Annotated in this window: 10 protein-coding genes; 6 read left to right on the top strand and 4 right to left on the bottom strand. The window is 72.1% G+C overall.

The genetic code is table 11. From position 1 onward, the window contains the following. Nucleotides 1-3 precede the first annotated feature (3 nt). The 3 genes from hemC to hemB all read left to right on the top strand — a co-directional run bounded on the left by hemC (nucleotide 4) and on the right by hemB (nucleotide 3,882). Entirely contained in the window at nucleotides 4-960 is a 957-nt protein-coding gene (hemC, locus tag OHS82_RS18760) for a hydroxymethylbilane synthase (RefSeq protein WP_079041590.1), read from the top strand. Continuing rightward, on the top strand, nucleotides 957-2,663 hold the full coding sequence (locus OHS82_RS18755; protein ID WP_057583591.1) for a uroporphyrinogen-III synthase: 1,707 nt from the start codon (nucleotides 957-959) through the stop codon (nucleotides 2,661-2,663). Before hemC ends, OHS82_RS18755 begins: the two co-directional genes overlap by 4 nt. 226 nt (nucleotides 2,664-2,889) lie before the next feature. Further along, nucleotides 2,890-3,882 carry a porphobilinogen synthase gene (hemB, locus tag OHS82_RS18750; RefSeq protein WP_328434180.1) on the top strand — a complete coding sequence of 331 codons (993 nt, stop codon included), beginning with the start codon at nucleotides 2,890-2,892 and terminating at the stop codon, nucleotides 3,880-3,882. On the opposite strand, the gene OHS82_RS18745 is transcribed toward hemB, so the two are convergent. Next, complete coding sequence (locus tag OHS82_RS18745; protein WP_057583595.1) at nucleotides 3,879-4,094, bottom strand: hypothetical protein; 216 nt, start codon at nucleotides 4,092-4,094, stop codon at nucleotides 3,879-3,881. The two genes, hemB and OHS82_RS18745, sit on opposite strands and share 4 nt — an antisense overlap. A gap of 259 nt (nucleotides 4,095-4,353) precedes the next feature. Here OHS82_RS18745 and OHS82_RS18740 point away from each other — a divergent pair, with 259 nt between their 5' ends. Beyond that, a complete protein-coding gene (locus OHS82_RS18740; protein WP_328434179.1) occupies nucleotides 4,354-5,559 on the top strand; it encodes an aminotransferase-like domain-containing protein in 1,206 nt (401 codons plus the stop codon). Between the two features lie 19 nt (nucleotides 5,560-5,578). Here the strand turns inward: OHS82_RS18740 and OHS82_RS18735 are convergent, their stop codons facing one another. After that, nucleotides 5,579-6,364: a DUF4253 domain-containing protein gene (locus OHS82_RS18735; protein WP_057583599.1), complete on the bottom strand. Its 786-nt coding sequence runs from the start codon at nucleotides 6,362-6,364 to the stop codon at nucleotides 5,579-5,581. A gap of 220 nt (nucleotides 6,365-6,584) precedes the next feature. On the opposite strand from OHS82_RS18735, the gene OHS82_RS18730 reads away from it, so the two are divergent. Further along, entirely contained in the window at nucleotides 6,585-7,052 is a 468-nt protein-coding gene (locus OHS82_RS18730; RefSeq protein WP_057583602.1) for a peptidoglycan-binding domain-containing protein, read from the top strand. Nucleotides 7,053-7,122: 70 nt separating this feature from the next. Here OHS82_RS18730 and argS read toward each other — a convergent pair whose 3' ends face one another. Beyond that, on the bottom strand, nucleotides 7,123-8,892 hold the full coding sequence (gene argS / locus OHS82_RS18725) for an arginine--tRNA ligase (RefSeq protein WP_057583604.1): 1,770 nt from the start codon (nucleotides 8,890-8,892) through the stop codon (nucleotides 7,123-7,125). A 216-nt stretch (nucleotides 8,893-9,108) separates the two neighbouring features. Between argS and lysS the strand changes: the two genes are divergently transcribed. Next, nucleotides 9,109-10,851, top strand: a complete 1,743-nt coding sequence (gene lysS, locus OHS82_RS18720; RefSeq protein ID WP_057583606.1) for a lysine--tRNA ligase — start codon at nucleotides 9,109-9,111, stop codon at nucleotides 10,849-10,851. Nucleotides 10,852-10,987: 136 nt separating this feature from the next. Here lysS and OHS82_RS18715 read toward each other — a convergent pair whose 3' ends face one another. Further along, nucleotides 10,988-12,343: a DUF2637 domain-containing protein gene (locus OHS82_RS18715; RefSeq protein WP_328434178.1), complete on the bottom strand. Its 1,356-nt coding sequence runs from the start codon at nucleotides 12,341-12,343 to the stop codon at nucleotides 10,988-10,990. Nucleotides 12,344-12,395 lie beyond the last annotated feature (52 nt).

The raw sequence follows: 12,395 nt of genomic DNA, 5'->3' as shown, positions 1-12,395 counted from the left end.
GGCATGAGTAAGGCACTGAGACTGGGGACGAGGCGCAGCAAACTCGCCATGGCCCAGTCCGGGCAGGTCGCGGACGCCGTGAGCCGGGTGACCGGACGGCCCGTGGAACTCGTCGAGATCACCACCTACGGCGACGTCTCCCGAGAGCAGCTGGCGCAGATCGGCGGCACGGGCGTATTCGTGACCGCGCTGCGCGAAGCGCTGGCAAGGGGTGAGGTCGACTTCGCGGTTCACTCGCTGAAGGACCTCCCCACCACGCAGCCCGAGGACCTGGTCCTGGCCGCCGTGCCGGTGCGCGAGGACCCCCGCGACGTGATCGTCGCCCGGGACGCGCTGAAGTTCACCGACCTGCCGCGCGGGGCGCGCATCGGCACCGGCTCGCCCCGTCGCATGGCCCAGCTGAACGCGTACGCACGCGCCCACGGGCTGGACATCGAGACGGTCCCGATACGCGGGAACGTCGACACCCGGATTCGGTACGTGCACGACGGCGAGCTGGACGCGGTGGTGCTGGCCGCGGCCGGCCTGAGCCGCATCGGCCGCATCGACGAGGTCACCGACTTCCTGTCGATAGACACGGTTCTGCCCGCTCCCGGCCAGGGAGCACTGGCGATCGAATGCGCCGCGGACGACGCAGCGCTGATCGCCGCGCTCGGCGAACTCGACGACCCCTTCACCCGGGTCGCCGTCACTGCCGAAAGGTCCCTGCTCGCCGCCCTGGAGGCCGGCTGCAGCGCCCCTGTGGGCGCGCTGGCCGACCTTCTGGCCGACGGGCAGATTGTCAAGGAGATGCGCCTGCGCGGCGTCGTCGGCACCACCGACGGCGCTCGTACGGTGCAGCTGTCCACCACCGGTCCCGTGCCCGAGACGCACGACGGGGCAATGGCGCTCGGTCGCGAACTCGCCGCCGAGATGCTCGCCCAGGGCGCGGCCGGTCTGATGGGGGAGCGAGCACAGTGAGCCCCACCGCCCTTCCAGCCGCCGGTCCTGAACACGGGCACGTCACCTTCCTGGGTGCCGGACCCGGGGATCCGGGACTGCTGACTCTGCGCGCCGTGGAGGCGCTGGCGCACGCGGACGTCCTCGTCGCCGAGCACGAGGTGCTCGACGTCGTGCGGACGCACGCCAGGCCGGGGGTCGCCGTCGTGAACGCGGACGCGGGTCCTTCGCCGGACCCGCTCCCGCTCACGGGCGCACCCCGTCCGACGATCGTTGACGGCACGTCAACAACCGCTGAGGCACCCGCTGTGCGCGATGCCGCACATCTTGTCATGGAGGCCGCGCGGGGCGGCAGGCGGGTCGTCCGTGCGGTGTCCGGGGACCCGGGACTGGATACGTACGCGGCGGAGGAAATGCTCGCGTGCGCTGCCGCCGGCGTTCCCTTCGAGGTGGTCCCCGGCATCGCGGCCGCCGTCGGTGTGCCCGCGTACGCCGGTGTGCCGCTGCGTGACGCACAGGGCGCGGACGTCCGGTTCGTGGACGCGCGCACGGCCTCGGACCGCTGCTGGACCGAGGTCGGCGCCTCCGACGGCACCGTCGTCGTGTCGACGACCCTCGACTCGGTGGCCTCGGCCGCGGGCGAGCTGGTCTCGGCGGGCCGTAAGCCGGACACGCCGATGACGGTCACCGTGGCGGGCACGACGACCCGGCAGCGGACGTGGTCGGCGACGCTCGGCACGATCGCCCAGACGCTGAAGCAGGCGAAGGTGCTGCCCTCCCCGGAGGGCGGCCGGCCGGTGATAGTGGTGGTCGGAGAGCGTTCCGCCCCCGCCCAGCGCCACCAGCTGTCGTGGTTCGAGTCCAAGCCGCTGTTCGGCTGGAAGGTCCTCGTGCCGCGCACGAAGGAGCAGGCGGTGTCGCTCTCCGACCAGCTGCGGTCGTACGGGGCCGTGCCGCACGAGGTGCCGACGATCGCCGTCGAGCCGCCGCGCACGCCCCAGCAGATGGAGCGCGCGGTCAAGGGCCTGGTGACCGGACGCTACGAGTGGATCGCGTTCACCTCCGTCAACGCCGTCAAGGCGGTGCGGGAGAAGTTCGAGGAGTACGGGCTCGACGCGCGTGCCTTCGCGGGCATCAAGGTGGCCGCGGTGGGCGAGCAGACCGCGAAGGCGCTGATCGCCTTCGGCGTGAAGCCGGACCTGGTGCCGAGCGGCGAGCAGTCGGCCGCCGGGCTCCTCGAGGACTGGCCGCCCTACGACCCCGTCTTCGACCCGATCGACCGGGTGTTCCTGCCGCGTGCCGACATCGCCACCGAGACCCTGGTGGCCGGGCTCATCGAGCTGGGCTGGGAGGTCGACGACGTCACCGCCTACCGGACCGTTCGGGCCTCGCCGCCGCCGGCGGAGACGCGTGAGGCGATCAAGGGCGGCGGTTTCGACGCCGTGCTCTTCACGTCGTCGTCCACCGTGCGCAACCTGGTGGGCATCGCGGGCAAGCCGCACAACGTCACCGTCATCGCGTGCATCGGCCCGGCGACCGCCAAGACGGCCGAGGAGCACGGGCTGCGGGTCGACGTGATGGCTCCCGAGCCGTCGGTGCACAAGCTCGCCGAGGCGCTGGCCGACTTCGGTCTGCGCCGGCGCGCGGCGGCCCAGGAGGCCGGGGACCCGGTCAGCCGCCCGAGCGAGCGCCGTCCGGGCGCGCGCCGGAGGCGCGCGACCTGAGCGGCGGGGTGACCGTCCCGGGGGCTGCGGCCCCCGGGACCCCGCTACGGCCCTGAAGGGGACCCCGTCGAAGGGACCCCGTCGAAGGGGACCTGGCCGACGGCGTCTCTCCCGACGGGGGTCTCGTCCCGCGGCGCCGTGGAAGCCGGGCGGAGGCGGGGCGCCCCGCCCTGGGCCGACTGGGCGTCGGCAAACGGGGGCGCGGGCCGGGCGTAGCGTAGGGCGCATGACGAAGTACGGATCCTTTCCCGGGACGCGTCCCCGGCGGCTGCGCACCACTCCGGTCATGCGACGCATGGTCGCGGAGACGCGGTTGCATCCGGCCGACTTCATCCTGCCCGCGTTCGTGCGGGAGGGCGTGAGCGAGCCGGTGCCGATCACTTCGATGCCGGGGGTCGTCCAGCACACGCGGGACAGCCTGAAGAAGGCCGCGCTGGAGGCCGTCGAGGCGGGGATCTCCGGGATCATGCTGTTCGGGGTGCCGGAGGAGTCCAAGAAGGACGCCCTCGGGACGCCGGGGACCGATCCGGACGGGATTCTGCAGGTCGCCATCCGCGACGTCCGCGCCGAGGTGGGGGACGACCTGCTCGTCATGTCCGACCTGTGCCTGGACGAGACGACCGACCACGGGCACTGCGGCGTGCTGGACGACGAGGGGCGCGTCGACAACGACGCCACCCTCGAGCGGTACGCGGAGATGGCGCAGGTGCAGGCCGACGCGGGCGCCCATGTGGTGGGGCCGAGCGGGATGATGGACGGCCAGATCGGGGTCGTCCGCGACGCGCTCGACCAGATCGGGCGGGAGGACGTCTCGATCCTCGCGTACACCGCCAAGTACGCGTCCGCCTTCTACGGGCCGTTCCGGGAGGCCGTCGGCTCCTCGCTGACGGGCGACCGCAAGACCTACCAGCAGGACCCGGCCAACCTCCGCGAGTCGATGCGCGAGCTCGCCCTCGACCTGGAGGAGGGCGCGGACATGGTCATGGTCAAGCCGGCCGGCCCCTACCTGGACATCCTGGCCCGGGTCGCCGACGCCGTGGACGTGCCGGTCGCCGCCTACCAGATCTCCGGCGAGTACTCCATGATCGAGGCCGCCGCCGAGAAGGGCTGGATCGACCGTGACCGGGCGATCCTCGAGACGCTGACCGGGATCAAGCGAGCCGGCGCCCGGAACATCCTCACCTACTGGGCCACCGAGGCGGCCCGGAAACTGCGCTAGCTCCGGTCACCTGAGCCGGGGCCCGAGCCGGTCAGGGCGCCCGAGCCGGTCACCGGGCCGGAGCCGGTCAGGGTGCTGGAGCTGGACGGGCCCTCGTCGCGCAGGCCCTCGCCGTCACGGCACGCGGTGAGGGTGAGGGCCGCGGCGGCGGTGAGCGCGACGGCGAGCAGACGGACGCGACGCCGGGTGGGGGGAGCGGGGCGAGTGGGCATGGGGCAAGCCTGCGCCGTACGGCTCGCGCCTTCCACATCCGTGGCCCGATTCGGGACGCCGCAGCGGTCCCATGGCGTCCGACCTGCGAAAACGCCGCCGGTACGGGACGGGGTGTGGGACGCCCGAGCGCCTGCCGAGCTGCCCGAGCCCGTGCCCGCCGGGTGCGGACACCTCGGCGGCGGAAGGGTCCGGGTTCCCGGGCCGTCCATATGTCAGAAACCCAGGTGTAGGCGGCACGTATCTCCTTAGGGTGCGGGCATGACTGTCGCATCCGTGTCCGCGCCCCGCTCGGTTCCCCCGCTCGCCGCCCGCAGCCGGTCGATCGGCGGCTCACCCGTGCGGGACATCCTCGCCGTCACCGCCCGCCCCGAGGTGATCAACTTCGCGGGCGGGCTGCCCGCGCCCGAGCTGTTCGACCGCGAAGGCGTGGCCGCCGCGTTCCGCCACGTCCTGGAAGAGGCCCCGGCGCGGGCCCTGCAGTACTCCACGACCGAGGGCGAACCCGCCCTGCGGGAACGGCTCGCCGCCCGGACGACCGCCCGCGGGCTGCCCACCGCCGCGGACGACCTCCTCGTCACCACCGGCTCCCAGCAGGCGCTGTCCCTGCTGGCGAGCGCGCTGCTCGACCCCGGCGACACCGTCCTCGTCGAGGCCCCCTGCTATCTGGCCGCCCTCCAGGTCTTCGGACTGGCGGGCGCGCGGATCCTCGCCGTGCCCGGCGACGCGGACGGCCCCGACCCCGAGGCGCTCGCGGACCTCGTCGTCCGCGAACGCCCCAAACTGCTCTACACCGTTCCCACCTTCCAGAACCCCACCGGCCGCACCCTCCCCGCAGGACGCCGCGCCGCCCTCGCCTCCGTCGCCGCCCGGCACGGCCTGTGGATCGTCGAGGACGACCCCTACGGCGAACTCCGTTACGACGGCGCACGCGTGCCCTGGATCGCCGCCCACCCCGACGCCCGCGACCGCACGGTGCTGCTCGGCTCCTTCTCCAAGGTCATGGCCCCCGGCATACGGCTGGGCTGGCTGCGCGCCCCCGCCGAACTGCTGCGGGCCTGCGTCGTCGCCAAGCAGGCCGCGGACCTGCACACGCCGACCGTCAACCAGCTCGCCGCCGCCCGCTACCTGGCCGTCGAGGACCTCGACGCCCATGTGGGACGGGTGGCCGCCGTGTACCGCGAACGGCGCGACGCCATGCTGGCGGGGCTGGGCGAGGCGCTGCCGGACGGGTCGGTGTGGAACACGCCGGAGGGCGGGATGTTCCTCTGGGCCCGCCTCCCCGACGCGTACGACACCACGGCCCTCCTCCCGCAGGTCGTCGCCCAGGACGTGGCCTATGTGCCCGGCGCCCCCTTCTACGCGGGCGACCCCGACCGCTCGACCCTGCGCCTGTGCTTCGTGACGCAGACGCCGCAGGAGATCGCGGAGGGACTGCGCAGGCTGGAGCGCGGAATCAAGGGGTGACGGGTGTGGGGGAGCGCCGTCAGTCCCACCAGAAGGACCAGGCGTGCTCGCCGACGAGCCGTTTCGCGTAGGACGCCAGGTCTCCCTCGTCCTGCAGGACGTTGTCCGGGCAGAACGCGAAGTGCTCGGCGGCCACCGCCGCCGCCTCCGCGGGCGTGGCGGGCGGTGCGGCCACGGAGAGCACGAGCACGTCGAAGCCGAGCCCGACGACCCGTATGCCGAAGCGGTCCTCCCACGAGCGCAGCACCGCGCACAGCCGAGCCGTGTCGTTCTCGTGGTTGGCCGGGCCCGTCCAGCCGATCGCCGCGGGCACGTCCGCGCTGCGGCGCGCCGGGACCAGGGCGAGGTGGGGAGCCGCGAAGAGGGAACCGCTCTCGCCGGCCAGCGCGTCGGCGACCTGCGCGGCGCGCGCGTCCGGGTCGGAGGCGAGGGTGAGGCCGTCGGCCAGGCCCGGCCACTCCTCGCCGTCGGCCGCGCACTCCTCCCAGAACTCCGCCAGCACGTCCTCCGCGTCGTGGTCGCCCGGGTACGACATCTGACCGGGCGTCAACTCCCAGTCCTGCGGGCCACCTCGGGAGCCGCCCAGGTCGACCAGCACCGGCAGCAGCCCGGCCCGCGCCGAACTCCCGCCGAGCGCGGCCCAGTTGCCCGAAGCGGCCGACCGCTGCGCATGCCACAGCAACGGCTCGTGCCACGGGCCCTCGTCGGTCGCGTCGATCAGTGTCCCCGGAGGAAGCTGCAGCCCGAGGGAGCGCCCGCTCGGATCGGACGCGAGCCCCGGCAGCGGGTTGGGAAGAGTCGCCATGCCGGCGACTGTACGGGCAGCCACTGACATCCGGTCCCCGCCCGCCGCCGCGGCCGTCCCGCCGACACGTCCCGGAACGTCACGTCCTCGCAGGTCGGCGTGGCGGTCGTCCCGTGGGGACGTCAGTTCTCCGGCGACCGTGGCGAGCGGCGCCGCGCACCCCCAGTCTCGTTGCCGAGCCGGCCGCTGCGGCCGGCCACCAACCATCGGAGGGGACAGAATGCGAGCCCTGACCAAGACGCTCGTCGGCTTCACCGCAGCCGTCGGGATCGCGGCCGGAACCCTGGCGGGCGCCGGCGCGGCCACCGCCGCGGACACCGCCGGCACCTCACAGGCGGCCGTGAGCGCCCAGGCCGCGATCCTCGCGACGCAGAACTTCGGCCTCAGCACCCAGCAGGCCAAGAACGTGCAGTGCCTGCTGCGGACCGCCCCGGCCAGCTACACCGGCGGCATCGACGGAGAGCTCGGCACCAACAGCTGGAAGGCGATGCAGCGCTGGCTCCGCGAGTACTGGGACTACAACGACAGCATCGACGGCGACCCGGGCCCGAACACGATCCGCGCGCTGCAGCGCATGCTGGCCTTCGGGTGGGACTACAACGACAGCATCGACGGGAAAGCGGGCACGAACACCAAGGCCGCGTTCAAGCGGTTCGCCAACGACATGAGCGACCTCTACCCCTGCTGACCCGCGGACGCCCCGCCGAGCCGCGCGCATGCGGCCCGGCGGGGCGTCACCCGTGCGTGACGGCGGTTCCTCAGAGCCGCTCGGGCGTCCGGATGCCCAGCAGCGCCATCCCGCGGTGCAGCGTGCGGGCGGTGAGGTCCACGAGGAACAGACGGTTCTCCACTACCTCCGGCGCGTTGTCGGGCGACAGCACGTGGCACTGGTCGTAGAACGTCGTGAGCAGCGAGGCCAACTGGTACAGGTACGCGGCGAGCTTGTGCGGCTCGTACGCCGCCGCGACCTCCGCGACCGTCTCCCCGAACCGGTCCAGGTGCAGACCCAGCGCCCGCTCCGCCGGAGCGAGCGCCAGCTCCGGACGGGCGGCGGGCCGGGCGTCGCCCGCCCTGCGCAGGATCGACTGGATACGGGCGTACGCGTACTGGAGGTACACGGACGTGTCGCCGTTCAGCGAGACCATCTGGTCCAGGTCGAACTTGTAGTCCCGCACCGCCGACGTCGACAGGTCGGCGTACTTCACGGCCCCGATGCCCACGAACCGGCCGTTCTCCACGACCTCTTCGTCCGTCAGGCCGACCTTCTCGCGCTTCTCGCCGACCACGGCCGTCGCCCGGTCGACCGCCTCGTCCAGCAGGTCCACCAGCCGCACGGTCTCGCCCTCACGGGTCTTGAACGGCTTGCCGTCCTTGCCCAGGACCGTGCCGAAGGCCAACTGGTGCGCCTTCACGTCGTCGCCCAGCCAGCCGGCCCGGCGCGCCGTCTCGAACACCATCCTGAAGTGCAGCGACTGACGGGCGTCCACCACGTACAGCAGCGTGTCCGCCTTCAGCTGGAACACCCGGTCGCGGATCGCCGACAGGTCCGTCGCCGCATAGCCGAAGCCGCCGTCGGACTTCTGGACGATCAGCGGCACCGGATTGCCGTCCGGGCCCTTGATGTCGTCGAAGAACACGCACAGCGCGCCCTCCGAGCGGACCGCGACCCCGGACTCCTCCAGCAGACGGCAGGTCTCGTGCAGCATGTCGTTGTAGCCCGACTCGCCGACGATGTCCTCGTCCCGGATCTCCATGTCCAGCTTCTCGAAGACGGAGAAGAAGTAGATCTTGGACTCGTCGACGAACTTCTGCCAGGCCGCGAGGGTTGCCGGGTCGCCCGCCTGGAGGTCCACGACCCGGCGACGGGCACGGGTCTTGAACTCCTCGTCCGAGTCGAAGAGCCGGCGGGCCGCCTTGTAGAGACGGTCGAGGTTCGACATCGCCTCCTCGCCGCTGACCTCGGCGCCCTTGTGGTCCAGCTCGTGCGGATGCTCGTCCAGGTACTGGATGAGCATGCCGAACTGGGTCCCCCAGTCGCCGATGTGGTGCCGGCGCACGACCGCCTCGCCCGTGAACTCCAGGATCCGGACCACCGCGTCGCCGATCACCGCGGAGCGCAGGTGACCGACGTGCATCTCCTTCGCCACGTTGGGCTGGGCGTAGTCGATGACCGTCGTGCCGGGCCGCGCCGCGTGCGGCACGCCGAGGCGGGCCGTGTCGTCGGCGTAGCGCTCCGCCAGGTTCCGCGTGATCGCCTCGTCGGTGACCGTGACGTTGAGGAAGCCGGGGCCCGAGACCTCGATCTCCCGGATCACCTCACCCGACACCACGTTCGCCACGACCTGCGTCGCCAGCTCCCGCGGGTTCGCCTTCGCCTTCTTGGCCAGCGCCAGAATGCCGTTGGCCTGGAAATCGGCCCGGTCGCTTCGTCGCAGCAGCGGGTCCGCACCGGCCTCCGGCAGGGTGGCCGAGAGGGCGTTCGCGAGGCGCTGATGGACGAGATCGGTGAGCGACGTGACCGAGGTCATGGGGTGGGAGCCGTTCTCCTCGTGGGATCGGTAGACGTCGCCAGTATCCCACGCGGGGCAAAGGGGTTGTCCGGGCGCGGGAGCCGGGGCCGGGGCGACGCCGGGCCGGGGGGTCGGGGCACGGTCTCGTAAAGGTGTTTTCGCGGTTGCGGGCGGAGCTGGGAGAATGGGGGCTCCAGCCGTCGACCGTACCGGCTGCCCCGGAGAAAGAAGGACGTGCCGATCGTGGCTCAGAGCACCGAGACCACCGACTGGGTCTCCCGTTTCGCGGACGAGGTCATCGAAGAGTCGGAGCGTCGGGCCCCCGGCAAACCTGTGGTGGTCGCCTCCGGACTGTCCCCCTCCGGCCCCATCCACCTCGGCAACCTCCGCGAGGTCATGACCCCGCACCTCGTCGCCGACGAGATCCGCCGCCGTGGACACCAGGTGCGCCATCTCATCTCCTGGGACGACTACGACCGCTACCGCAAGGTCCCCCAGGGCATCGCGGGCGTCGACGACTCCTGGGCCGAGCACATCGGCAAGCCGCTGACCTCGGTCCCGGCCCCGCAGGGCTCGTCCCACCCGAACTGGGCCGAGCACTTCAAGGCCGCGATGACCGCGTCCCTCGCCGAACTCGGCGTCGACTTCGACGGCATCAGCCAGACCGAGCAGTACACCTCGGGCGTCTACCGCGAGCAGATCCTGCACGCGATCAGGCACCGCGCCGACATCGACGCGATCCTCGACCAGTACCGCACCAAGAAGGCCCCGGCGAAGAAGCAGCAGCAGAAGCCCCTCGACGAGGCCGAGCTGGAAGCCGCCGAGGGCTCCGGCGCGGCCGACGAGGACGACGGCTCCTCCGGCACCGCCGGCTACTTCCCGTACAAGCCCTACTGCGGCAACTGCGAGAAGGACCTCACCACCGTCACCTCCTACGACGACGACACCACCGAACTGACCTACGCCTGCACCGCCTGCGGCTTCTCGGAGACCGTCCGGCTCAACGAGTTCAACCGCGGCAAGCTGGTCTGGAAGGTCGACTGGCCGATGCGGTGGGCCTACGAGGGCGTCGTCTTCGAGCCCTCCGGCGTCGACCACTCCTCCCCGGGCTCGTCCTTCCAGGTCGGCGGCCAGATCGTCGGCATCTTCGGCGGCAAGCAGCCCATCGGGCCCATGTACGCCTTCGTCGGCATCAGCGGCATGGCGAAGATGTCGTCGTCCAAGGGCGGCGTGCCCACCCCCGGCGACGCGCTGAAGATCATGGAGCCGCAGCTCCTGCGCTGGCTCTACGCCCGCCGCCGCCCCAACCAGTCCTTCAAGATCGCCTTCGACCAGGAGATCCAGCGGCTCTACGACGAGTGGGACAAGCTCGACGGCAAGGTCGCCGACGGCTCCGCCCTGCCCGCCGACGTCGCCGCACACGCGCGTGCGGTGCGGACCGCCGGCGCGGAGCTGCCGCGCACCCCGCGGCCGCTGCCCTACCGCACCCTCGCCTCCGTCGCCGACATCACCGCCGGCGAACAGGCGCAGGCCCTGCGCATCCTGAGCGAGCTCGACCCGGACAACCCGCTCGCAACCCTGGACGAGGCCCGGCCCCGGTACGACAGGGCCGAGGCCTGGATCAACACGCACGTCCCCGCCGACCAGCGCACCATCGTGCGCAGGGAACCGGACGCCGAACTGCTCAAGTCCCTCGACGAGGCCTCCCAGCAGTCCCTGCGGCTCCTCCTCGACGGCCTCGCCGCCAACTGGTCCCTCGACGGTCTCACCCATCTCGTCTACGGCGTCCCCAAGGTGCAGGCCGGCTTCTCCGCCGACGCCACGCCCAAGGAACTCCCGCCGGAGATCAAGACCGCCCAGCGTACGTTCTTCGCCCTGCTCTACCACCTGCTGGTCGGACGCGACACCGGCCCCCGGCTGCCCACCCTGCTGCTGGCCGTCGGCCAGGACCGGGTACGGGCCCTGCTCGGGGAGTAGACCGAGCGGGACGACGGAGGGGGCCCGGTCGGACGACGGAGGGGGCGCCCGGTGCTGACACCGGGCGCCCCCTCCGTCGTCGTCCGCCGTCGTTCGCCGTCGTGACCGACCGGGCGGCTCATGGGCGTGATCCGCCCTAGGCGATGTGGTCCTCTTCGAGTTCCGCCGCGTGACGGTTCTGGAAGCGCATCACCATGCGCTTGGCCTCGGCGTCGAGCAGCGGACCGCCGAACGTCGCCTCCACGTCGTCGCTGAACTGACTCGGCGTCGGGTAGCCGCCGCTGCTTATCGACTGCTTGAAGACCTGGTAGTACGCCTCCTCGTCCGGTTCGACGAGCGGAGTCCCACCGCCCCCGCCCAGCTCACGGCTGCGCCCCGGGCCCACCGGGATCGGGAAGGAACCGGTCTCCTCCGGGGAGGGCTCCTGCAGCGGGGGCTCTTCCTGGTACTGCTCCTGGTACTGCTCCGCCTGCTGCTGCTCCTCGTACCACTGGGCGTACTGCTCCGAGGGGTCGTAGGTGGGGTCGTAACCGCCCTGGTAGGTGACCTCGTGAGGCATCGCCTGGAACCAGGGGCTCTGCTCCTCCCCGGGCGCCCCGGGTGCCCCAGGCTGCCCGGGCTGCTGTGCCTGCCGGGGCTGCTGCTGCGGCTGCCGTCCGAAGCCCGCCGCGAGCTCCTGCGGACTCTGCTGGGACTCCGGCGCCGCCGGCCCCTGCAGCTGAGCCGGGGCCGACGCCTGCACCTGCGCCTGCTGCTGCGACGGGGCCTGCGCCTGGGCCGGCATCGGGGGCAGCAGCGCGGGCTCTATCCCCGCCGCCGCCAGGCCCGCCGGAGCGGTCTCGGCCAGCGGGACGCCGTACCGGGCCAGCCGCAGCGGCATCAACGACTCCACCGGCGCCTTGCGCCGCCAGGCACGGCCGAAGCGCGAACGCAGCCTCGCCCGGTAGACGAGACGTTCCTGCTCCAGCTTGATCACCTGGTCGTAGGAACGCAGCTCCCACAGCTTCATCCGGCGCCACAGCAGGAACGTCGGCACGGGGGAGAGCAGCCAGCGCGTGATGCGCACGCCCTCCATGTGCTTGTCCGCCGTGATGTCCGCGATCCGGCCGATCGCATGCCGGGCCGCCTCCACCGACACCACGAACAGGATCGGGATCACCGCGTGCATGCCGGTGCCGAGCGGATCCGGCCACGCCGCCGCACCGTTGAACGCGATCGTCGCCGCGGTCAGCAGCCACGCCGTCTGCCGCAGCAGCGGGAACGGAATGCGGATCCACGTCAGCAGCAGATCCAGGGCCAGCAGGACGCAGATACCCGCGTCGATGCCGATCGGGAACACATACGAGAAGTTCCCGAAGCCCTTCTCCAGGGCCAGCTCACGGACGGCCGCGTACGAACCGGCGAAGCCGATGCCGGCGATGATCACAGCGCCGGTCACGACCACGCCGATGAGAACGCGGTGCGTCCGGGTCAGCTGTATTCGCTCGGACACCCGTACTCCCCTCCCCTTGCGTGCTCTTGCGCGCAACAGGGTGGCACATGTG

The sequence above is a fragment of the Streptomyces sp. NBC_00425 genome (assembly GCF_036030735.1).
In the GTDB taxonomy this organism is placed as follows: Bacteria; Actinomycetota; Actinomycetes; order Streptomycetales; family Streptomycetaceae; genus Streptomyces.
The sequence above is the reverse complement of the archived record's forward strand: the minus strand, read 5'-3'. Positions and strand labels throughout refer to the sequence as shown.